Annotated in this window: 15 protein-coding genes; 7 read left to right on the forward strand and 8 right to left on the reverse strand. The window is 56.7% G+C overall.

From position 1 onward, the window contains the following. From LGR64_RS02010 to LGR64_RS02020, 3 genes are all read left to right on the forward strand, one after another. Window positions 1-4,839 carry a glycoside hydrolase family 99-like domain-containing protein gene (locus LGR64_RS02010; RefSeq protein WP_230354933.1) on the forward strand — a complete coding sequence of 1,613 codons (4,839 nt, stop codon included), beginning with the start codon at window positions 1-3 and terminating at the stop codon, window positions 4,837-4,839. 175 nt (window positions 4,840-5,014) lie between these two features. After that, a complete protein-coding gene (locus LGR64_RS02015) occupies window positions 5,015-6,382 on the forward strand; it encodes a hypothetical protein (protein ID WP_230354934.1) in 1,368 nt (455 codons plus the stop codon). A 654-nt stretch (window positions 6,383-7,036) separates the two neighbouring features. Continuing rightward, a complete protein-coding gene (locus LGR64_RS02020) occupies window positions 7,037-7,993 on the forward strand; it encodes a glycosyltransferase (RefSeq protein WP_230354935.1) in 957 nt (318 codons plus the stop codon). Window positions 7,994-8,259: 266 nt separating this feature from the next. On the opposite strand, the gene cysN is transcribed toward LGR64_RS02020, so the two are convergent. Both cysN and cysD read right to left on the reverse strand, forming a co-directional pair. Then, window positions 8,260-10,173 (reverse strand): sulfate adenylyltransferase subunit CysN, encoded by a 1,914-nt coding sequence (gene cysN, locus LGR64_RS02025; protein WP_230354936.1) that lies wholly within the window; start codon window positions 10,171-10,173, stop codon window positions 8,260-8,262. Next, window positions 10,173-11,111 (reverse strand): sulfate adenylyltransferase subunit CysD, encoded by a 939-nt coding sequence (gene cysD / locus LGR64_RS02030; RefSeq protein WP_221632766.1) that lies wholly within the window; start codon window positions 11,109-11,111, stop codon window positions 10,173-10,175. The genes cysN and cysD overlap by 1 nt, the downstream gene beginning before the upstream one ends. A gap of 576 nt (window positions 11,112-11,687) precedes the next feature. Here cysD and cysQ point away from each other — a divergent pair. After that, on the forward strand, window positions 11,688-12,491 hold the full coding sequence (gene cysQ, locus LGR64_RS02035) for a 3'(2'),5'-bisphosphate nucleotidase CysQ (protein ID WP_268868936.1): 804 nt from the start codon (window positions 11,688-11,690) through the stop codon (window positions 12,489-12,491). Then, window positions 12,484-13,266 (forward strand): sulfite exporter TauE/SafE family protein, encoded by a 783-nt coding sequence (locus tag LGR64_RS02040; RefSeq protein WP_141835227.1) that lies wholly within the window; start codon window positions 12,484-12,486, stop codon window positions 13,264-13,266. Before cysQ ends, LGR64_RS02040 begins: the two co-directional genes overlap by 8 nt. Before the next feature lie 3 nt (window positions 13,267-13,269). On the opposite strand, the gene LGR64_RS02045 is transcribed toward LGR64_RS02040, so the two are convergent. From LGR64_RS02045 to metK, 3 genes are all read right to left on the reverse strand, one after another. Continuing rightward, entirely contained in the window at window positions 13,270-15,114 is a 1,845-nt protein-coding gene (locus tag LGR64_RS02045) for a glycosyltransferase (protein ID WP_141835225.1), read from the reverse strand. Between the two features lie 12 nt (window positions 15,115-15,126). Further along, a complete protein-coding gene (locus tag LGR64_RS02050; protein WP_230354938.1) occupies window positions 15,127-17,133 on the reverse strand; it encodes a tetratricopeptide repeat protein in 2,007 nt (668 codons plus the stop codon). 227 nt (window positions 17,134-17,360) lie between these two features. Next, window positions 17,361-18,542, reverse strand: coding sequence for a methionine adenosyltransferase (gene metK / locus LGR64_RS02055; RefSeq protein ID WP_198819575.1), 1,182 nt, complete (start codon window positions 18,540-18,542; stop codon window positions 17,361-17,363). 136 nt (window positions 18,543-18,678) lie between these two features. On the opposite strand from metK, the gene LGR64_RS02060 reads away from it, so the two are divergent. Together LGR64_RS02060 and LGR64_RS02065 are read left to right on the forward strand one after the other, a co-directional pair. Then, window positions 18,679-19,530, forward strand: coding sequence for a lysophospholipid acyltransferase family protein (locus LGR64_RS02060; protein ID WP_230354939.1), 852 nt, complete (start codon window positions 18,679-18,681; stop codon window positions 19,528-19,530). Then, on the forward strand, window positions 19,527-20,393 hold the full coding sequence (locus tag LGR64_RS02065) for a lysophospholipid acyltransferase family protein (protein WP_013800742.1): 867 nt from the start codon (window positions 19,527-19,529) through the stop codon (window positions 20,391-20,393). Before LGR64_RS02060 ends, LGR64_RS02065 begins: the two co-directional genes overlap by 4 nt. Here LGR64_RS02065 and LGR64_RS02070 read toward each other — a convergent pair. The 3 genes from LGR64_RS02070 to zwf all read right to left on the reverse strand — a co-directional run bounded on the left by LGR64_RS02070 (window position 20,387) and on the right by zwf (window position 23,763). Next, the gene (locus LGR64_RS02070; protein WP_230354940.1) at window positions 20,387-21,298 is read right to left on the reverse strand and encodes an alpha/beta fold hydrolase; all 912 of its coding nucleotides are present in this window, start codon (window positions 21,296-21,298) and stop codon (window positions 20,387-20,389) included. The genes LGR64_RS02065 and LGR64_RS02070 overlap by 7 nt on opposite strands. A 45-nt stretch (window positions 21,299-21,343) precedes the next feature. Then, a complete protein-coding gene (gene yihA, locus LGR64_RS02075; RefSeq protein WP_013800744.1) occupies window positions 21,344-22,096 on the reverse strand; it encodes a ribosome biogenesis GTP-binding protein YihA/YsxC in 753 nt (250 codons plus the stop codon). 212 nt (window positions 22,097-22,308) lie between these two features. Further along, entirely contained in the window at window positions 22,309-23,763 is a 1,455-nt protein-coding gene (gene zwf / locus LGR64_RS02080; protein ID WP_012207397.1) for a glucose-6-phosphate dehydrogenase, read from the reverse strand. Window positions 23,764-23,834: the final 71 nt, after the last annotated feature.

Here is a 23,834-nt window from a genome sequence, read left to right on the forward strand (position 1 = left end):
ATGCCAGAAGCAATGAAGCGTGTTGAAAGCCAGCAAAAACTTGTGATCGTCCTCGGTATGCATCGCAGCGGGACTAGCGCTATTACGAGAGGCCTCAAGGTCATTGGTGTGGAGCTGGGCGATAGGCTGGAGCCGCCAGCTGCAGGAATCAACGACAAAGGATATTGGGAGGATATGGATCTGGTGGCTCTCAATGTCGAGATGCTCGATGTCTGTGGGCGGAGTTGGCACAGCTTGGATCCAATACAAGAAGCGGACGTAGAGGTTCTTCTTGACCGTGGCTATATTCTGCGAGCGATTGAACTATTGCGCAGCAAGATCCTGGAAAACCGGAGCTTTGGCTTCAAGGACCCTCGTACCGCAAAGATGCTTCCCTTCTGGGCACATGTCTTCGAAGCGGGGTCTTTCGACGTGCGATATGTATTGGCCGTTCGAAATCCATTAAGTGTAGCCAAGTCGCTCGGGAAGCGGGATGGTTTTGATCAGAGTAAATCCTATCTGTTGTGGGCCGAGCACATTCTGACAAGTCTTTCCAACGTCGGAAATTGGCCGGTGCTGGTGATGGACTACGATGAACTCATGCTGAAGCCTGACGAGCAGTTGGGAAAGCTTGCGCGCTGGATGGGTGCAGGAATCGATTTCAAGGAGTTGGAGTCTTATCGTGAAGAATTCCTGGACGAGCAGCTGAGGCATTCCCGCTTCAGTGCCAGTGACGTTTACTCGGATATGGCCGCGCCCGGATTAGTGCACGATATTCACCGCCATCTGGACAATATAGGAAAAGGATTGGCATCGGTTGATGATCTACGTCAATCCGGGGTGCTGGAAAACTGGTTGCTGGAATTCAATCGCATGCGGCCGGTTCTGAAGATGGTTGACAGATTGCATGGTCGCCTACAGGGAAAAGAAAAAGAGATCTCACACGCTGACAATGAAGCCGTGGAGAGAGAGCGGATAATCGCCGAAAAAGATAAGCAGATTCTCGAAAAGGACCAGCTTCTCATTCACAATGACCATCGGATTATTCAAAAGGATCATCAGATTGTCGACGCGGGCAGCCAACTGTTGGACAGGGATAGAAAGATACTGGACCTCGACAACAGGCTTATGGAACTGACCAAGCAGATCGTGGATAGGGACATACAGCTTGCGGAAAAGCAAAAGCTGATCGCTGGAAGGGATCAAAGCGTAGTTGTCGCCGACAAGGGACTGGACATCGCCAAGGCCACCATCGATGAGCTGAACGAACGGGTTGCCGGCCTTGAACTGCTGCTGGCGCGCTCGAATAGTGAGGTGGAGCAACAAAGAAGGGACTTGATGGGGCTGATCGCCGCATTGGAGGCAATGCGCTCCAGTGCCAGCTGGCGCTGGACGGCTCCGCTCAGGCGCATCCTGAGCAGCTTGCTGCGTGTCCAGCATGTACTGCACATCCTTCCTAATGTCATCAAAGCAGGTGGCGGCGTGGTGGGCACAGCGCGCACAGCTGCTGCAGTCCTCGGAAACGAAGGTGCTGAAGGCGTGCGCAAGCGCCTGGCACTGGTTTCCAGGGAGGTAGAAATTGCCGAGCAGATCGAGGCGGCCGATAGGGTTGAGGCCGTGGCCTCGCGAAATGAAGTCACGCGGTTGCTGCCAGTCCCCTACTATGTAGATCCTCGGTTGGATGAGCAGCGCTCCGAGGCATTCAAATCTCTTCGCGCCGCTATCCATCTGCATGTATTCGAGATAAGTGCATTGGAAGCGGCGGCTAAACGCCTGTCGGTGCTTCCTTGCCAATTCGACCTATATGTGTCTATAGCACCAGGCTTGGAGCTGCTGGAAGTCCTTGCACGCCTGCGCGAATTTCTGTCGCCAAGTCAGAAAGTCGTGGGTCGAACGACGACCGGGTTTACCCAGCCTTTGGCAGCCATGATCCTGGAGTTCGGAGCTGAATTATCGGGGTACAGGATTGTGGGGCATTTCCACGCGGGAGGTGGCCCAGGACACGATGGTGCATTGGCTCGTCTGCTGGGTGGTGAAAATTCATCGAATGGAAGAGTTGCGCATTTTCTGGAGTTACTGCAGGAGAAGGCAAAAATTGTCTTTGCAGGATCACCGACAGTGGATGAAAAAGCAAAGCAGGAATGGCATGTGCTGGGTACGGTGGCAGAGCGTCTGCTGAAAGAGCATGGCCAAGCTCCTATGGGCAATGTTCAGCCTTTCTTGGTTCCAACGGGAGTCATGTTCTGGGCACAGACTGAAAACCTGAGGGATTTCCTGAGGTTGCCCATTGATTCCGAAGATTTCTCCGAAGTCTTGGCATCTGGGCATGGTAGTGGAACACTTGAATACCTACTCCCTGTACTTGCGAAAAATGGATCTGGAAAGTATATTTTTCTTGAAGAAGGGGATTCGATCAAGGATTACGGGCAGTATGAAGCCTGCCTGGATTATAGTGAATCCATTGTATATAAGGACGTAAAAGTCCTTGCTTACTATCTTCCCCAATTTCATCCGATTCCTGAGAATGATGAGTGGCATGGGAAAGGGTTTACAGAATGGACAAAGGTAAGGGCTGCCAATCCTCTATTTGAAGGTCACTATCAGCAGCATATACCGCACCCCGACTTGGGTTACTATCTGCTGGATGGCCCCGATACCTTGCGTCGGCAGGCTGAACTGATGAAGAAGTCTGGCGTCTATGGTCAGGTCTTCTACCATTATTGGTTTGCCGGAAAGATGATTCTGGAGCAGCCCGCTCGTATGCTGCTGGCCCATCAGGATGTGGCCATGCCGTTCAGTTTCTGCTGGGCGAATGAAAACTGGACCAGGCGATGGGATGGGAATGAGAAGGAAATCCTGCTTGGGCAGAATTATTCAGCCGAGGATGCGCGTGCCTTCATGGAATACCTGATTCCATTCTTCAAGGATCCTAGGTATATCCGAGTGAACGACCGGCCCATGCTTTCAATTTATCGGCCATCCTCCATCCCGAATATCGATGAATATCTGGATGTCTGGGCCGAGGTCTGTGCCGAAGCGGGCCTGCCCAAGCCCTATGTCGTCGCCGTTCTGACGCGTGGAGCTACCGATCCCAAGGATTTCGGCATGGACGCTGGAACCGAGCGTGTTCTCCATGACTGGACGGATGGCGGTGCACCGGAAATAAAACAGAGCCTGAAAAAATACTGGCCTGTCAATGGGAGCGTACTTTCCTATGATGACGTGGCCAACTTCTACATGGGGCAGACGGAGAAAAAGGACTTCAAGTATTTCCGCTCCATCGTGCCTATCTGGGACAACACCGCACGATATGGTTCCGAGGCACTGCTGTTGCATGGCAGTACGCCGGAGTCTTTCCAGAAATGGATGGAAAGCACCATCCAGTACACGGTTTCTACACTGAAGCCATCGGAACAATTCATCTTCGTCAATGCATGGAATGAGTGGGCAGAAGGCGCCCATCTAGAGCCAGACACACGCTATGGATATAGCTATTTGAATTCAGTGGGGCGTTCACTCTCTGGAATTCCCTATGAAAGTCAGTTGAACTATAACGCGGTAATTCCAGAGAATCTGCGGATTCATATCCAGTTCTCAGAGAATGCAAAGAATCAGATGCGCATGGGTCAGAGTGTGCGGGACCGGATGTCTCATAGTCTGTCGCGCTCCACGATTTTCGACCGATTTGAAGTGAGCTGTGATACGGACTTGAGGTCGCTCGGCATGCCCGCCATGAAAATGGGCGCGGTAGCCGATGCGGATGTTGTCATTCGCATAGATAAGGCATGTATTTTCAGCACTCAGGTGTTGGAAAAGATGATTTCCACGGCTTGGGGACTTAGGGCTACCGTAGTTCCTAGTCACTATGGAGATCATCATCACCTGCCAGCCGTGGCGAATAATGGCGCAGCAGTACCTTCGGCTACATGGCATGCTCCGATTAGGGTCGATTTGAGGAAAAGTATTGAGAAGGCCCTCACTTCTTCTATCAGAGTACGTACCGATGCTTGGTGTTTTGAGATCAAGCCAGATACCTTAAATCAGGAAAATCTACCTAAAGTAACTACTGTTGTGAGAATTCACAAATCTGCTGATCTGGGTGAGTTAGAGAACGCACTGGGGTGCTTGAATGCAATGTGGAATTGCTCCGTAATTCCATTGATAGCTGCGCAGGATTTTGATCAACATGGATTGACTGAGTTGCATAAGGTTGTTGATAATTTTTATTGGCGGTCTCCTGTGCTGCCAATTGTTGATGTTTATGAGTCTGGCTCTACTGCGAAAGATCTCCGCTCTCTTATGCTTAATGAGTCATTGAGAAAAGTAAAAACCAAATATTGCGCTTTTCTCGATTACGATGATTTGCTGTTTTCTTCAGCATATGCTAATTTGCTTGAAAGAATCGCTGTTAGTGGTAAATGCGTTGCTTTTGGGCGCGTATTTTCTACAAGTTGTAAGTCAAATCTGAGGTTGCTGGTTGATCGGAAAAAAACTTTTGAATATGGCTATTCGTTTGAAGATTTTCTAGGCTGTAATCATGCGCCACTTCATAGTTTCATGCTGGATCTTGAAGGGATAGATGTGTCAAATATTAAGTATTACGCCGATCAACGCTATATGGAAGATTATTTGTTGACGCTGCAGATATTTAATAGAGATAATTCGGATTGGGACGGTTTGAATCTTAATATTTATTTGGGCGATTACATACATAGTTTGGATCGAGGACATACTCTCGCTTTAAGCGATAATGACGCTAGACAGTCTTTGTTGTCTGATCCTGAATATCTGAACTGCGAGGCAAGAATAAAAGAAGTTAGAAAAACAGCAATGATGGCATCGAATCATTTTTCTAATTAATCCCTCGCTGCATCTTGTAAAATAGTTCTTGGATTATCGAGTTAATTGCCTGATTGATAAAATCAGGCAATTTATTAAATTAATTTGCTCCATTATTTCATGAATTTTCTTCGTATGGATAATGGTGGCTTGAAGGCTTTTGCGTTAAATTTTTCATATCTTAGAAATGAGAAAAATGGATAAAAATTTATTGCTTGGAAGAAAATTTTCGATTGTTTGTGTCGCTTTCATCGCTTTTGCTTTTGGATTGAGTTTCGCATTTTTCTTTTCGCCAGGTTTTATGTCATTTGATTCCCTGCAGCAATACAGGCAAGTGCATAAAATCATTCCTATGACGACGGCCCATCCTCCAATAATGGCCTACACATGGGGGGCTCTCGAAGAGATTTTTAAATCGGTCTCTGCATTATTCTGGTTTCATCAATTAGTTTATTGGTCAGGCTTGATAATATTTGCATGCGTGATTTTTAGTTCTTTTTGGACTCGTGTACTAATCATACTTTTTCTTGGCTTCTGGCCGCCTCTTATTATTTCCACACTTCACGTATGGAAAGATGTAGGGATGCTCGCATGCCTATTGCTTTCATTTTCTGCTTTGCTTGCCTATTCAAAGTTTGAAGGAAAGTTTTGGATAATTATTGCCATAGCCTCTATGTTTTATGCGGCGGCTGTAAGAATAAATGGATTCATCCCTGTATTTATCTTGTCGCTGTGCCTGTGTTATTTGATAGCGCAGAAAAAAGGATTCTCTTCCTATAAGCTTTATTTTTCTTCCTTTTTCGGCGCTCTGGCATTATTGGTGATTTTTTTTATTGGAATATCGCTGGTAAATAAGAATATACAGAAATCTTATGGATTAGGGACTCTTCTGGTTTGGGATATTGCCGCTGTTTCAATTGATAGAGATGTTAATCTATTCCCTTCATATCTTGGTGGTGCTAGTGAACCGGAGTTGATGGAGAAAGTAAAGAAAAATAATAGCAACGAAGCTAATTATCACGTTTTCAGTGTTATTTCCCCTTATCCTGAGCCAGCATATCACTCCCGTTTGATTCGCGACTGGGTCACAATTGTTTTTGAAAACCCGGTTGAGTATTTGAAGCACCGTTTTCATGTATTTTTATCGCTCTCAGGAGTTCATGTTAAAGGTGCTGTTTACTATCCTTTCCATCCTGGAATAGATGAGAATGAATTCGGTCTAAGTTTTAAAAATATGACGGACGTAGAGATGTGGAAAACTCTCGGCTTTTTTTCAAAGATAGCAAGTTATCCAATATATCAGGCATTTTATTATTATTTACTTGGTATTTTTGTAATTTTCATTGGTGTTCTTCGTGTTATTAGGGGCTCTGAATATAGAGAGCAGTACATTGTTGCTACCGGACTTTCTGTAAGTGGTCTGCTAAACGCGATGTCATTATTTTTTATTGCAACTGCGGCAGATTTTAGATATATTACTTGGTCGATAGAGGCTGCTGTATTAAGCGCTTGCTTGGTTGCAGTGTTGGGAATTGCCGAATTTCGGGGTAAATTTAAAAAATGAAAATTTCTGAGAGTGGGGGGGAATGTTGGCACATCCCCGATTTTAGAGTAGGACCGGCCTAAGAATTTTTATCAATTTAGTCGAGCGAGTCATGGTTTGTTCTTTCATTTTTAGATAAAAGAAAACACCGTGACAGCTTGCCTGCTTTGTCGTTTGTTGGTTCAATGAAAATTTGCTCGAAGATTGTTTCTGGAAATACTAAGATGAACTGGCTTGTCTAAAGGGATGCCGATGCTGTAGATGAATATAGATAAGATACATGTATTGCATTCATTCTGAGCGACGAAGAAAAATTGTCGATGCAATCTGGCGGAAAATGCAAGCCGATAATATCGGCTTATAAAATAGAAAAATCTTGTCGAGAGCGCAAGAAATTCTGGATAGCGCGGACTAATCGAAAGCCTGCGCAATTTCTTTGGTTCTAGCATAGTCAGCGAGCGCCTTGACTTGGTGCAGCGCATAAACTTATGGCTGCGGAAATAATGCAAGAGCAACATTGGTTGCCCTGAAGACTGAACAGCTTAAAACTGTGGGCTATTCACTCCTCTTGACGTTCCAGTCCTCAACCTAGGCTAGGGTTAATGCGAGCAGCAATAGCCTGCTGCTGTTCGCGCCCCAACGGCTACTTCCAAAAACATCTGTAAAAGATTTCTCATGCGCATCGCCGTCGCCATCCCCTGCTACAAGGTCACCCAGCATGTGCTCGGTGTCATCAACTCCATCGGCCCCGAAGTCGAGGCCATCTATGCCGTGGACGACGCCTGCCCTGCCGGCAGCGGACGCTTCATCGAGGAGAACAACACGGACCCACGCGTGCGCGTGCTCTACAACCCCGAGAACCGGGGCGTGGGCGGCGCCATCGTCACAGCCTACAAGGCGGCGATTGCCGACGGCATGGACATCGTGGTGAAGATCGATGGCGACGGCCAGATGGACCCCTCGCTGCTGCCGCTGTTCGTGCGTCCCCTGCTGCGCCACCAGGCCGACTACACCAAGGGCAACCGCTTCTACCGGCCTGAGTCGGTACAGGACATGCCTCCGGTACGCCTGTTCGGCAATGCCGTGCTGTCCTTCATGACCAAGCTCAGCTGTGGCTACTGGAACGTGATGGACCCGACCAATGGCTATACGGCCGTACGCACCTGCGTGCTGGCCGAGCTGCCGCTGGACAAGCTGGAAAGCCGGTATTTCTTCGAGACCGACATGCTGTTCCGCCTGAACACCGTGCGCGCCGTCGTCAAGGACGTGCCCATGGATTCGGTTTATGCCGATGAGGAGTCCAACCTCAAGATCGGCAAGGTGCTGCCCGAATTCCTGCGCAAGCACGCCTCGCGCCTGTGGCGGCGTTATGTCTACAACTACCTGGTGCGCGACTTCAACGTCGGAACGCTCTATAGTCTTTGTGGAAGCTTGATGGTTCTTGTAGGTGTGCTGTTCGGTGTTTGGCACTGGATTGCCAGCTCAGCCGCGAGTCACCCGGCAACTAGCGGCACAGTAATGCTCGCTGCACTTCCTATTCTAATTGGTATCCAGGGGCTTATTGCGTTCTTGCACCATGATGTGAGCAATGTCCCAACGGAGCCAATCAGCCTTTCACTTGAAGATAAATGAATTCAGGATTTTCTGATTAATTGGCTTGGTGCTCTAGTCTATATGTTCCATAGCACTCCTTTTTTCAATTGTTCCGATCAGCTTTAATTTTATTGGTGCTTAAATATCTGCCCGCGGTTATTTTCAGGATTGCTAGTTGAGAATATCTGAATGTGTTTGACGGCGCATGCAGATAAAGTGCATTCTCTTCGAGATTCCAGGCTGACCGGGGAATTAATTAAAAATGTGAAAGGCTCTGGTGTGTGGAAGAAAAATGGATGAAAATTTCAGAGATTAGGTCGATGTGAGGAAGTCCTGTTGAATTCTTGAAGAATAATCTCTGTGGCTTCGTCGATTGAGATTTCTGCGCTGTTGATTTTTATGTCTGGTGCAGTTGGATTTTCATATGGACTGCTGATGCCGGTCATGTTGGGCAGCTTTCCATCTCTGGCCTTCTTATAAAGACCCTTGGGATCGCGTTTTTCGCAAACCTCTAGAGGTGTATCAAGAAAAATCTCGATGAAATTCTGCTCGCCAATTAGCTGTTTTGCCATTTTTCGTTCAGCCAGAAAAGGGCTGATAAAAGCAGTTATTACGATAATTCCAGCATCCAACATTATTTTTGAAACTTCCGTAATGCGCCTTATGTTTTCCACTCGATCTGCGTCGGTGAATCCCAAATCTTTATTGAGTCCCTGTCGAACATTGTCACCATCTAATATATAGGTGCGCTTACCTTGGGCAAAGAATTCTTTTTCCAATGCATTGGCAAGCGTTGACTTGCCCGAGCCTGAAAGTCCTGTGAACCAGATTACTTTTCCTGGATGCCCGTTCAGCCTTTCCCTGTCCTGACGCGTGATGCTTAGTGCTTGTCTGTGCACATTCTGGGCACGGCGCAGACTGTGGTGTATCAAGCCTGCGGCTACGGTGGCATTGCTGAAGCGATCCACCAGAATGAATGCACCCAAGGTACGGGAATGCTTGTAGGTATCGAAGGCCAATGGGCGAGTCAGGGCCAGATTGCATACGGAAATATCGTTGAGTTTCAACTGCCGGCATGACTCATGGGCCAGGCTATTGATTTCCACCCGATATTTGATCGTTGTTATGGAGGCTCCGGTCCACTGGTTTGCCAGCTTGAGGTCATAGTTGCGTCCCACGAGTCCCGCATCCTCATGCATCCAGACAAGGGTGGCTTCAAACTGGTCAGTTAACTCCAGAGGCGCATCCGGCGCAGCAAACATGTCACCCCGCGAGGCATCTACTTCCCTGTCGAGCACTAGTGTCACGGCGTCTCCTGTGCCCGCGGTTGGGAGGTCTCCGTCGAAGGTCACCAGCCTATCGATTTTGGCCGTCTGCCCGGATGCGCACACACGCACGCTGTCCCCCACGGAGATTTGTCCGCCGGCCACCGTTCCGCTGAAACCTCGAAAATCCGCATGCGGCCGGTTCACCCATTGCACCGGAAAAACGAACCGTGTATCCATTGGTCGTGGTATGGCCGCGGTTTCCAGATAGCCAGCGAGTGTGGGTCCAGAATACCAATGCATATTTGCTGACCGACTGATTACGTTGTCTCCACCCAATGCACAAATTGGTATCGTTGAAACGCTTTCAAAACCAAGTTTGTCGGAGAGCTGCTTAAAGCTGCTTGTAATTTGCTGGAAAGTCTCGGCGCGAAAGCTGACGAGATCCATCTTGTTGATGGCAACGGCTACATGACGTATACCCATCAGAGATGCTATATAGGCATGGCGCCTTGTCTGCGGGACAACACCTTTTCTCGCATCGATGAGTATGATGGCCAGATCGGCAGTGGAGGCCGCTGTGACCATATTACGCGTATATTGCTCATGGCCCGGTGTGTCCGCTACGATGAATTTTCTGCGGGCAGTCGAGAAGAAGCGATAAGCAACATCGATAGTGATGCCTTGTTCGCGTTCGGCAGTTAGACCGTCGACGAGCAGGGCAAAATCTAGCTGCTCTCCCTGCGTTCCGTACCGCTTGGAATCTGCTTGCAGAGTTGCCAACTGATCATCGAATATCTGTTTGGAGTCGAAAAGCAGGCGCCCGATCAAAGTGCTTTTCCCGTCATCGACGCTGCCGCAGGTGATGAATCGCAACAGATCTTGCTGGTTCTGGGTGTCAATCCATTCGTGGAGCTTGACCTGAGATGGGCCTTGTTCTTGTTTTTTCGACATCAGAAGTATCCTTCCTGTTTTTTTCTTTCCATGCTTCCTGCGCTGTCACTATCAATTTTTCGGCCCTGGCGTTCTGATTGCCTGGATTGGATCAGCTCGAGCAGAATGTCTTCTATGTTTTCCGCTTCCGATTCCACAGCGCCTGTCAGTGGATAGCAGCCTAGCGTCCGGAAACGAATTTTTCTGATCTGTATGGATTCACCTTCAGTGAGTCGACACCGATCGTCATCGACCATCATGATCATTTCAGGCCGCACCAGCACGGCCCTGGGCTTGGCGAAATACAGTGGAACAACGGGGATATTTTCCTGGTAGATGTATTGCCAGATATCCAGTTCAGTCCAGTTGGACAAAGGGAAGACTCGTATGCTTTCACCTGGGTTCTTGCGGGCGCTGTAGAGATTCCAGAGCTCTGGCCGTTGACTCTTGGGGTCCCAGCGGTGGGATGGACTTCGAAAGGAGAAAATCCGTTCCTTGGCCCTGGATTTTTCCTCGTCGCGTCTTGCTCCTCCAAAAATTATGTCGAACCGGTGCTGATCTATTGCCTGCTTCAGTCCTTCTGTTTTGGTGATATCGGTGTGCAGGGCAGAGCCATGGTCAAAGGGATTGATATTCTTGTGTATGGCTTCTGGATTGATATGCACCAGAAGCTGCATCCCGCTTTCTCGCGCCATACGTTCCCTGAACATATACATTTCCTGGAATTTCCACCGTGTATCCACGTGGAGCAGAGGAAAGGGGGGCGGAGCTGGGAAAAACGCCTTGCGGGCGAGATGCAGCATCACGCTACTGTCCTTGCCTATGGAATAGAGCATGGCGGGGTTCTGTGCTTCGGCCACCGCCTCGCGCAGGATGTGGATGCTTTCTGCTTCAAGGTGTTTCAGATGCGGGCTACCACAAGGGCGCGGACGTCGTAGCCTATCGTCGGGAGAGGGCAGGGCATGGTAGGCGTGCTCGACCCAACAGGTGCCTGCCGGCTCGGGTTGACCACGCAAGAAGCCGACCAGCTCGCCGTGGGGGAAGAGCGTGATGGACTTGCCCAGGTGTTGCTGAAGCCGGGCGATGGCTCCGAGTACGGCAATGGGACTGCATACGGGCAGCGGCAACCAGAATCTGCCTCCCCTCGCATCATTGAGATGCAGGCAAGGCTTGCCGCCAGGCAACGGGGCCAGTTGGGCGAATAACACGCGCTCTCGTTTTTTACGGGCCTGTTCCAGGGCCCATACGATGACCAGGTTCTTCGCAGCCCGTCCCAGCTCATCCCGCAGGCCTGTTGCATCTAGTTCACGCGGGAGGAAATCCATCGATTGCAGGCGTCGCTCGGCAGTTCGCTTGGTGTCAGCCAAGCCGAGGCCGCGCAGGTGCTCATAGGCGGTCTGGGTATCCCAGACACGCTCATGCTCCAATCCTTGAAGCGAAGATGATTTTGTCGCATTTTGCATTTTTCTGGAATTTTCGCTGTGTTTGCCAGTTGATGTGTTATATTTTTTTGTGTTTAAACGTATTTTTACATTATGCGTCAACTCGAGGTCGAGAGGTTGCTACCACGGGTCGTGGAGCTGGCATGCCGGGCTGGCGAGCAGGTCATGGCGGTGTACGAAGAGGGACGGCTTGAACTGCAGAGCAAGGCAGACAGCAGTCCCCTTACGCGGGCCGATATCGCTTCGCACCAGTGCTTGGTCCAGGGGTTGGCAGATTTTGGGCTGGGCTGCCCTGTGGTCTCGGAAGAGGAAGAGGTCTCTGTAAGCGAGCGCTGCGATCAGGGCCATTTCTGGCTCCTTGATCCCCTGGACGGCACCAAGGAATTCATCGCCCGCAATGGAGAATTCACTGTCAATGTTGCCTTGATCGAGGCTGGACGGCCGGTGCTCGGTGTAGTGGTAGCTCCCGCTTTGGGCCAGATCTATTGGGCCGCCAAGGGGCTGGGAGCGTTCCGCTCCGTATCTGGTGTGGTGGACCGCATCCACGTTTCCAGGGCCTTAGCGGATGGATCCGCTGCGGCGCCGTTGCGTGTCGTGGTCAGCAAGAGTCATCTGGATGAAGATACGCAGGCTTTCATAGGTAACCTGGGTCGAACAACTCTGTTGCAGGCCGGAAGTTCTCTGAAATTCTGTCTCGTGGCCCAGGGACTGGCCGATGTGTATCCGCGTCTGGCTCCAACCTGCGAATGGGATACGGCGGCCGCCCAGTTGATTCTTGAAGAGGCCGGAGGAGTCGTGATCGATCTGGAAGGTAAATCCTTGCGCTACGGGAAACGGGAGGTGCTCAATCCCTCCTTCATCGGTGCCTGCTCGCGGGATGTAATTCCTCGTGCTTGACGGCGCCTACGTGTTGGCCGGTGCGCTGACGGGGGGGGTGGTCGGGCTTACCGGTGTGGGAGGCGGCGCGCTCATGACGCCCGTGCTGCTGATCTTCTTCGGCGTGGCGCCAGCGACTGCAGTAGCCACGGACCTGTGGTTTGCCGCAATTACCAAGGTGTTTGGCGCTGGAGCCCACCATTCCGCCGGCAATGTGGACTGGCAGGTTGCCCGCCGTCTGTGGTTGGGCAGTATTCCTGCGGCGCTGGCAGCTATGGCATGGGCGCATGGGGGGCACGCTTTTGCGAGGCTGGATGGGCTCAGCCGCTTGATAGGTGTAGCTGTGCTGCTGACCAGTCTGGGCCTGGTGTTGGCTCCTTGGCTGGCGCGAAGACTGGAAAATGGGTGGTCCGGGCGGCCAGCCAGACGGCCAGTTCGCGCCCAGGCAGCACTGACGGTGCTGGCGGGCGCATTGGTAGGTGTCTGCGTTTCCCTGACATCCGTGGGCGCCGGCGCGCTGGGTAGTCTGGCACTCATGTGCCTGTATCCCCTGCGCATGCACTCCCACCGTCTTGTTGCCACGGATATCGTTCACGCCATCCCCCTGGCTTTGGTCGCCGGTACTGGCTATCTGCTGGCGGGCATGGTTGACTGGCTTATGCTCCTGAGCCTGCTGGTGGGCTCCGTTCCGGCCGTGCTGGTCGGAAGCCGCGCGGCGGCGAAGCTTCCGCCTCGCCTGCTTCAGCTGTGCCTGGCTTCAGTGCTTCTGGTTGTGGGTCTGAAGGTGATCGTCTGAAGGCTAGATCCGGGGCTGAACACTGCGCCGGCCATGCGCAATGCTGAGAAGTGATGATACGGCGGCGTAACGGACGGCGTTGGCCCAGGAGCGGAAGATTTTCGACCGGTCTGTTCTTGCAGTGTGCAGCGGCAGAGCCACTTCGGCGATTTCCAGGCCTTGCCTGCGCATGAGCAGCAAAGTCCCGATGTCCTGGTAGTCGAGCATCGTGGCTTCGGTGGAGGTCGCAACCTCCAGTGCCTGCCGGTTGTACAGCCGGAACCCAGACACAAAATCCCGCAGTCCAAACCCCGTCAACCAGCGAAACCACTGCCATGCGATGCGGCGCACCAGGCTGTTGCGTTCGGCGAAGTAGGCTACGACCATGTCCGCCTGCTTGCGTTGTGCCAGCAGCGTGAGCAGCTCCTCCACCTCATAGCGACCTTCGGCGTCGATGGTGACGACGGTCTGGAACCCATGGGTCTGCGCATAGCGCAGGCCGGTCTGCAGGCTGCCCCAATTGGTCATTGCCAGCAAGGGGCGCAGCACCCTGGCACCGCATTGCTCGGCTTCATGGCAGGTAGCATCCGTGCTTCTGTTGTCCACGACTAGCACGCTGGCCTCGACCAATGCATGCACGCGACGTATCAGGTGCGCAATCTCGGCTTCGTTGTTGCGCGTGGAAATGACAACCAGCAAGTCCTGGCGTGCTCTTGCCGGGCGGGTGTCGGGTGCCAGGCTGCGGTAGTGGCGCGCCACGCTTCGTTCACAGGGGCCGATGCTGAAAAACCGATGCAAGGCCTTGTAGCCCGATTGGCCCAGCCGCTGCCTGAGGGCCGTGTCGTGCTGCAGGCGAGCAATGCTGCTGCGCCAGGCATCAATGTCTTCAAACGGTACATGCAGGCCGGCGTGCGAGTGGGCGACTACCCAGGGCATGCCCGAACCGGGAAGGTCAGTTACCAAACAGGGCTTGCCGTGCAGCATGGCCTCCAGCAATACGATGCCGAAAGCTTCCGTACGTTCGCGCGAGGCAAGACAGAAGATGTCGCACTCTGCAAACAAGGCATGTTTTTCCTCGTCCGATACCGAGCCCACCAGTCGCACACTGGCCTGTTTGCCCTCGGGAGTGCATTGGCGTATCAGCTCTTCCAGGGATGCTCGCAGCTCGCCTTCTCCCGCAATCAGCAACTCCACGCTTGGCATGGCCGAGACGGCTCGGATCAAGGTCTCGAAGCCTTTGTAGTAGGTCAGCCGCCCGATGGACAACAGGCGCAGCCGGGTGTCGGGGCGCCAGCCTTGGCCGTGCTGCAGCGATGCTGGTGCAGGAATGGTTTCGAGGTTCAGGCCCAGCGGAACGATCTCGCATTTGCTGCGCCAAGTGCGCAGGGCATTGCTGGCCTCAAGATAGGGTGGCGACGTTGCGAATACCTGTTGGGCGCGTTCCAGCAAGGCCTGCTCGAACGGCCGGTACAGCATGTAGGCCAATGCCACGGACCACTTGATGTTGGACACCACCACATCGGAGTGCCAGTGGATGACCCAGGGCACGCGCCGCGCGATGGGCAGGGTCAGTGCCCAAAGCGCCGAGTTGTTGGGCAGATGCAGGTGCAGTACGTCGGGCTGAATGCGTTCGATGGCGCGGCCCAGTGCGCGCCGGAATCCCATGGCCATGGGGGCATAGACCAGATTGAATTGAACGGGCACGCGTTCCAGCCAGGCGGGATCATCCGGCTCCGGATCACCATGGACCAGGGCATGGGCATCGACACCCTGGCGTCGTTGCTCGTGTATCAGGTCGGCCAGAAAGACTTCCATGCCGCCCCGGTAGGGAGGGAAGAATTTACCGACGTGAAGTATGCGCAGGGCCATGGCGGACAGCGCCTACTTCGTCGTCTGAGGCTTTGCGGTAGCCGGGCTCAGCTGATTGCGGACCTGCCGGTACTGCGGATTCTGTGGCTCCAGGCGTATTGCCTGGTCCAGACTCTTCAGTGCTTCCGGCAGGTTGCCCAGGCCGTGATAGGCCATTGCACGCCCGTAGAAAGCGGGCGCGCTGGGGCTGCGAGCAACCAGTGGTTCCAGCAGCTCTTTGGCTTGCGCACTATCACCCTGGCCGACAAGGGCCAGCCCCAATCCGACGATCAGGCGAGGGGCGTTTGGCGAGGTCTGCAGCAGAGTTCGGAAGTCGTCAGCTGCAACTTTGTATTGCTGCACACCTATGGCCGCCTCTGCGCGTTTCAGGCGCAGGGTCTGCTCCATTTGCTTGGCGTTGGCACTGTCTTCGGGGGGCTCGCCCAGGGCGCGTGAGTATTCCTCGAATGCTGCGCGCAACTGGCCTGTGGCCATCAACGCTTCGGCTTTCTGGTAGTACAGGGCTTGGCCATTGAAGCCTTTGGCCTGGGCTGCGGCAAAGGCATTGAGGGCTTCGGGGAATTTCTTTTGCTGGGACAGAACGGCACCCATATTGAACAGCGCATTACCGCCCAAGTCTCCAAGGGCATTGGCCGTGGCGAAGTCCTGCAGCGCCTGGTCGAGCATGCCCTTGTCTGCATGTGCTGTTCCGACGTTCAGGAAGGCACGGCCGCGTCCCACGGCATTGGCGGGGGCTTTTTTGTCGATTTTCTCAGCGGCATCGGCCCAGGATGTGCCTACATCCTGAAGAGAGAGCACGCGCTCGAGAGCCATGGCTCCGAACACCATGCCGATGACGATGCCGACGATGTAGATGGTGCGTGGCTTGACCCCTGTCAACGCAATGGCCACCAGCCCCGGAATAGCCACCGCCCACAGGTAGCTGCGGTACAGCACGAAGGGATCCTGCAGCCAGACTGTGGCGAATTCAGTGGCATACCAGAGAAGGGGAAACAGAATGCAGAGGGCGACGAGGCCGATGACGCCTGGGCGCTTGATCAATGCCCACAAGGCGCAGCCCAGCACGGTGAGATAGCCCATGGCTCCGGCAAGGTGCCATATCGATCCAAAGCCCAGGGGAAATGCCGGTCTCAGGTCGATGGACATCCAGCCCACATATGGAACGATCCACAGAAAGCCATAGGCAAAAAACAGAGCGGCTTCATTGAGGATGCTCAGGGGATAGATCTGAGAGGTGATTCCGGGCCGAAGGGCTTCCAATTGCCTTGCATAGCCTTGGGATTGCTCATCGAAAATCTGGCCTACCAGACTGCCGAAGAAATGAAAGACAGCAGCCGAGGCAATGGCCAGCAGCAGCAAGGCTACTCCCACCATGACCATGGCAGCCTTCAGGCCGGGGCGCCTCACAAAAATGTAAAGCGGCACCACCATGGCGACTGTCAGAAAAGCATGCTCCTTGGACAGTACTGCAAGCACATAGCAGATCAATGCCGCAGCATGCCAGAGGGCGCGCCCGCCCTGAAGCCCACGCACAAAGGCCCAGCATGCCAGCACGGCAAAGAGCGTTGCCATGACGATGGAGCGCTGCACCAGGTATCCAACGGCATAGACCGCGACGGGGTTCAGTGCAAAAAGGATCAGGCCCAACTGCAGGGCTGCATCGCGCGACGCGAGGAAATGGGGCTGCTCTTCGATGTCATGCGGAAAGCGCGTCTGCGTCAGCAGGGCCTTGAACAGTGCATACAAAGCTGCCACGGTCGCGAGATGCAAGGCGATATTGAAGACGCGCTGCTTCCACCAGCCGGCTCCAAAGAGCTGTTCGATCCAGACGAAGCTGCCATACGACAGCGTGCGCTGTTTGAAATCCAGCAGGCTGCCGTAGTTGCCGAAGATCGTTCCATCCGTCAGGCGCATATCGTCGAACAACAGCCCGTTGTTCAGGCCGGGCAGGTAAACGCCCAATATGGCCAGCAAAAGAAGGGCACTGAACCAGTAGATCGCTTTGGGGGAGGCAGCCATTGCTTCTTGTCTTGTCTCGGATGTGGCGGAGCTTGGATGGGTTGGCCTTGCAAATGGCCTCTCATGGGAAAAGCGCAGGCAGTTTAACAGCCGTGAAACCCGGTTACTGCGCCTGCTGCGTCAAGTGATGTGAGTGTTGTGAGAAGGCCCGCGATGAAAAAAGCCCCATGCCGGGGGCATGGGGCTTGGTCGCCTTGGCACAGGGGGATCCCTCTGGATCCATGGACTTACAGGCCGGCAGCCGCACGCAGCGCTGCTGCCTTGTCCGTCCGTTCCCAGGTGAACTCGGGCTCTTCGCGGCCGAAGTGGCCGTAGGCGGCGGTCTTGCTGTATATGGGGCGCAGCAGGTCCAGCATCTGGATGATGCCCTTGGGACGCAGGTCGAAGTGGGCAGCCACCAGCTTGGCAATCTCGGCGTCGGGGATCACGCCCGTGCCTTCGGTGTAGACCGTGATGTTCATTGGGCGTGCCACACCGATGGCGTAGGCCACCTGGATCTGGCACTGGCGCGCCAGGCCGGCGGCCACGATGTTCTTGGCCACGTAGCGCGCGGCGTAGGCGGCGCTGCGGTCCACCTTGGTCGGGTCCTTGCCGCTGAAGGCGCCGCCGCCATGGGGGCAGGCACCGCCGTAGGTGTCGACGATGATCTTGCGGCCGGTCAGGCCGCAATCGCCCTGGGGGCCGCCGACAACGAAGCGGCCCGTGGGGTTGATCAGGTACTTGGTGTCCTGCAGCCACTCGGAGGGCAGCACGGGCTTGATGATTTCCTCGATGATGGCTTCGGTGAAGCTGGCCTTCATCTTGGTGGCGGTTTCCGACTGGTCAGGGCTGTGCTGGGTGGACAGCACCACGGTGTCGATGCTGTGGGGCTTGCCGTCCACGTAGCGCATGGTCACCTGGCTCTTGGCGTCGGGGCGCAGGAAGGGCAGGCGGCCGTCCTTGCGCAGCTGGGCCTGGCGCTCGACGAGGCGGTGCGCGTAGTAGATGGGCGCGGGCATCAGCTCGGGCGTCTCGTCGCAGGCGTAGCCGAACATCAGGCCCTGGTCGCCGGCGCCGGTGTTGAGCTCGTCATCGCTGGCCTTGTCCACGCCCTGGGCGATGTCCTGGCTTTGCTTGTCGTAGGCCACGAGCACGGCGCAGCCCTTGTAATCGATGCCGTAGTCGGTGTTGTCGTAGCCGATGCGCTTGATGGTGTCGCGTGCGACCTGGATGTAGTCGACGTTTGCGCCGGTGGTGATCTCTCCTGCCAAAACCACCAGGCCCGTGTTGGTCAGCGTCTCGGCCGCCACGCGGCTGTACGGGTCTTGGGCGAAAATGGCGTCCAGGATCGCGTCAGAGATCTGGTCAGCCACCTTGTCCGGATGGCCTTCAGAGACGGATTCCGAGGTGAAAAGAAAGTCGTTCGCCATATGAATAAACTCCTTGGTTGCAGCTTTTTTGCTGGGCGCTGCCCAAGCTGCAGGAGCTCTGGCGAACGCTTTAGCAGAAATTGTTTAACGTCGCTCTGCAAGTTGCTCAGTTAACTCAGCGACACCCATCATTTTAATGCCATCCCTGTTCCGACTGTTTGCTGCACTGCCTTTGTGGCTATTGCACCCCCTTGGCGCGCTCATGGGCTGGGTGGCGTTTGCCGCTTCGGCCACGTACCGGCGCCGCTTTCTGGCCAACGCCCGGCAGGCCGGCTACGGCCTCGGCGCCGTGGCGCCGGCCGTGGGGCATGCGGGGCGCATGGTGGCGGAGCTGCCGCGCATGTGGATGGGCAGGCAGCCGAGCTGCGAGATGCACAACGAGGAATGCGTGCGCCGGGCCTACGCGGCCGGGCGCGGCATCATCTTTCTGACGCCGCACCTGGGCTGCTTCGAGCTGTCTGTGCAGCAGGCGGCGCGGCAATGGTCGGCCGAGCATGGCGAGATCACCATTCTCTACCGCCCCGCGCGCCAGCCCTGGCTGGCCCGCGTCATGGAGACGGCGCGCAACCGCCCCGGCGTGCAGGCCATGCCGACCACGCTGGCCGGCGTGCGACAGATGATCAAGGCGCTGCGCAAGGGCATGGCAGTGGGGCTGCTGCCAGACCAGGTTCCGCCCGAGGGGCAGGGCGTCTGGTCGCCGTTCTTCGGCCGTGATGCCTATACGATGACGCTGGCGGCGCGCCTGGCGTTGCAGACGGGGGCCGCGGTGATCGTGGCCCGTTGTGAGCGCTTGTCCTGGGGGCGGGGCTATGCGCTGTATCTTGAGGAGTTGCCCGTGCCCTTGTCCGAGAATCTGGAAGCTGCGGTGCAGCAGATCAACGAGGCGATGGAGCAGACCATTCGCCAATGCCCGCAGCAGTACCTGTGGGGCTATGCGCGCTACAAGCAGCCGCGCCGTGAAGCAGCCGCCGGCGAGGTGGGTGCATGAGCGGGCGCATCGGCGTATGGCTGATGCGGTCGCTGGCTTGGATGCCGCTGCCGTGGCTGCGGGGGCTGGGTGCGTTTCTGGGGCGTGTGCTGTTCGTGCTGGCGGCGCCGCGCCGCAAGGTGGCGCTGCGCAATCTGGAACTGTGCTTTCCCGAGCTGACCGAGGCGCAGCGCGTGGACCTGGCGCGCAGCAACTTCATCGTCTTTTGCCAGACCTGGCTGGACCGCAGCTGGCTGTGGGCCGCGCCGCGCGAGGTGGTGGCCGAGCGCGTGAAGCTGCAGGGCGCCGTGCATGAGCTCGATGGCGATACGCCCACCATCCTGTTCGCGCCGCATTTCTACAGCATGGACGCGGGTGGCCTGGCGCTGCCGCTGCACACCACGCGGCCTTTCACCTCGATTTTTTCCACCCACCCGGACCCGGCGGTCGATGAGTGGTTCATGTCGGGGCGCCAGCGCTTTGGCGATGTGCGCATGCTCAACCGCGCCGACGGGGTCAAGCCCATCATCTCCAGCCTGCGCAAGGGCGGGCTGCTGTACCTTTTGCCCGACATGGACTTCGGCCGCAACGACTCGGTCTTCGTGCCCTTCTTCGGCGTGAACGCGGCCACCATTCCCTCGTTGTCGCGCTTTGCGCGCCTGGGTCGGGCCAAGGTGCTGGGCATGTATACGCGCATGACGCCCACGGGCTACGTGGCCGAGATCACGCCGGCCTGGACGGACTTTCCCACCGACGATGCCGAGGCCGATACGGCACGCATGAACCGCGAGCTGGAAGCGGCGATTCGCACCATGCCCGACCAGTACTACTGGGTGCACAGGCGCTTCAAGACCCGGCCCGAGGGCGAGCCCTCGGTCTACTGAACGGGGCGGGACAGGAACTGCTCCAGCGCTTGCCGCACCGCATCGGGCTGCTCGTGCACGACCCAGTGCGAAGTGCCTGCCAGGTGCTGCACCGTCAGGCGCGGCACCCACGGCTCCAGGCCTTCGACCAGGGCGGGTTGCAGCGCCGGGTCGCTGTCGCCCCAGAGCACATGCGTGGGCACGCCGATGTCCAGCATCTCGGGCGGCAGCCTCAGGTTGCGCAGTGCGTCGGCTGAGGCCGGATCTTCGGGCCGGGGCGGCACCAGGGGACTGGCGCCGTAGTAGTGGCAGGAGCGTTGCACGCCCAGGTCCCAGTGCTCGCGGTAGCGCTGCTGCAACTGCGGCGTGAGCCATCCGGGCAACTCGCCCTGCGGTGTGCGGAAAAATCCCAGCATGCGCTGCCAGTTGTTGTCGGCCAGCAGGGCGGGCGCGTCGGGGCGGCGCAGGAAATGCATGTACTGGCTTGCGGCCTGCTGCACGGGGTTGTCCAGCAACTCGCGCAGAAAGGCGCCTGGATGCGGGGCGTTGAGGATCATCAGCCGCTGCATCAGCCCGGGATGGCGATTGGCCAGACCCCAGGCCAGGGCACCGCCCCAGTCGTGGGCGATCACGCAGGCTGCGGGTGCGCCAGGGCTTTCGATGGCGATCAGCGCCGCCAGATCCTGCAGCAGGTGCTTGGCCTTGTACTGCTCCACGCCGGCCGGCTGGCTGGAATGGCCAAAGCCCCGCAGATCGGGGGCGACGCAACGCCATTGCGTGCCGAACTGCTCCAGCATGCCTTCCCAGATGAAGCTGCCCTCGGGAAAGCCGTGCAGGAACAGCAGCAACGGCCGGCCGGGTTCGCCGCTGACGCGGCAGTGCAGATGGATGCCGTGAGGCAGCTCACGAATGCAGGTGGTCACCATGTTGCGCTCCTTGCGGGGCGCTGGCTACACGAGCGCCTCCGGGCGCTAATCTTGGGGGCTGTCGCTCTCGCCGGGCGTCGCGGCTGCGACGTCCGCCTGCGGTGCAGCGGCGGCCGGCTGGGCCAGCCCTTCGGGATGGCTCCAGTGCCACAGCAGCTGGGCCACCTCGTCCACACCTTGCTTCTTCAGCGCGGAGAACATGCGCACCTCGCCACCGCCGGCATTGAGCCGCGTGATGGACAGCACCTTGGCCTGCTCGGCGCGCGTGAGCTTGTCGGCCTTGGTCAGCAGCACGAGGAACTTCAGGCCCTCCTGCACGCGCGGGCGCAGGGCATCGAGCAAGGCTTCGTCGAGTTCGGTCAGGCCCAGTCGCGGATCGCACAGCAGCACGATGCCCGTCAGGCTCTCGCGGCTGACCAGATAGTTCAGCATCACGCGCTGCCAGCGCTGCTTGTCCGTGCGCGACACGGCGGCGTAGCCGTAGCCGGGCAGATCGGCCAGCACGGCGTCGGTCACGCCCTGCTTGCCCAGGGAGAACAGGTTGATGTGCTGCGTGCGGCCGGGCTTCTTCGAGGCGAAGGCCAGCTGCTTTTGCTGCGTCAGCGTGTTGATGCAGGTGGACTTGCCGGCATTGGAGCGGCCCACGAACGCGATCTCGGGCACATCGACCTTGGGAAGATGGTGCAGTTGCGCAGCCGTCGTCAAAAAGCGCGTCGTGTGCATCCATCCCATGGCGAGCTTGGGATCGATCAGGGAGGAAGTGGGGGCGGCATCGGCAGCCGGCGCAGCAGGATTCATGGTGTGGTCAGTCTCTCGGGGCCTCATTGTAGGTTCCCCCATGATCCAGCGCCCCTCGCGGGCTATAGGCTGCGTTGCAGGCCGAGCGCATCGCCTGAAACCGGCGCGCCCCAGCGCCAGGGACAGCGAGCAAGGGCCGCCCCGCAGCGATGCTGTCGTCCCCCTCCCGCGTAGCGAGAGAGGGGGAAGGCGCGAAGCGCCTCAGGGGGTGCCTAAACCTCCTCGCTCCAACAAAACCCATCCCGCGCAATCATCGCGCTGGCCGCGCTGGGCCCCCAACTGCCAGCCGCATAGCCGCGCGGCCCCGAGAGATCGTTGCGCCAGTGCTGCAGTATGGGTTCCACCCAGCGCCAGGCCTGTTCCTGCTCGTCGCTGCGCACGAACAGGTTCAGCCGCCCGGCGATCACGTCCAGCAGCAGGCGCTCGTAGGCGCCCACGCGCTTGGCGCCGAAACGCTGGTCGAAGTCCAGGTTCAGGTGCACGGGGGCCAGCGAAGGCTCGGCCTGCTGCTGGGTGGCGCCCTGGGCCAGCAGGTGCAGCTCCAGGCCGTCCTTGGGCTGCAGGTTGATGACCAGGCGGTTGGCTTCGGACAGGGGCGAGCGGAAGATGGGATGGGGCACGGGCCGGAAGTTCACGACGATGCGCGCATCCCGTCCTGCCAGCCGCTTGCCGGTGCGGATATAGAAGGGCACGCCGGCCCAGCGCCAGTTGCAGATCTCGGTGCGCAGGGCGACGAAGGTCTCGGTCTGGCTGCCGGCCGCCACGCCTTTCTCTTGCTGGTAGGCGGGCACGGGCTGGCCCTGGCTGGCGCCGGCCAGGTACTGGCCGCGCACCACGTGCTGGCTCAGGGTTTCCGGCGTCCAGGGCTTGAGCGACTGCAGCACCTTGAGCTTTTCGTCGCGGATGGCGTGGGCGGAGGCGTTGATCGGCGGCTCCATGCCGATGGCGCACAGCAGTTGCAGGGCATGGTTTTGCACCATGTCGCGCAGCGCGCCGGTCTGGTCGTAGAAGGCGCCCCGGCTTTCCACGCCCAGTTCCTCGGCAATGGTGATCTGGATGTTGGCAATGGTCTCGCGCCGCCACAGTGGCTCGAACAGGGCGTTGCCGAAGCGCAGGGCCAGCAGGTTCTGGACCGAGGGCTTGCCCAGGTAGTGGTCTATGCGAAACACCTGCTCTTCGCGCAGGACCTTGCGCAGCGTGGCGTTGATGGCCTGGTTGGAGGCCAGGTCGTGGCCCAGCGGCTTTTCCAGCACCACGCGCGTCTGCGGGCCATTCAGGCCCACGGCGGCAATCTGCTCGCAGACCGTGGTGAACAGGCTGGGCGCAGTGGCCAGGTACATCACCACCGTCTCGGCGCCGCGCGTGTTCAGCGCCGTGGCCAGGCGCTCGTAGTCGGCGGGTTGCGACAGGTCCATGCGCAGGTAGTGCAGCAGGGCCGCGAAACGCGAGAACTCCTCTGGACTGGGGCGCTTGGACAGTTCCACCTTTTCGAAGCGGCCCTGGATGAGCGCGCGGTACTGGTCGTCACTCAGATCATCGCGACCCACGCACAGGATGCGCCCCCCCTCGGGGAGGGTGCCATGGCGGAACGCCTGGAACAGCGCGGGCATGAGCTTGCGCCATGCGAGATCACCCGTGCCACCGAACAAAACCAGATCGAAACCCATGCTGTCTCCACAAGTTGGTGCATCTATTTTGGTAACTTGGTTACCAAAATTTTGAAGAATCGGATAAATTA

The sequence above is a fragment of the Delftia sp. Lp-1 genome, from assembly GCF_020523835.1.
In the GTDB taxonomy this organism is placed as follows: domain Bacteria; phylum Pseudomonadota; class Gammaproteobacteria; order Burkholderiales; family Burkholderiaceae_C; genus Comamonas; species Comamonas acidovorans.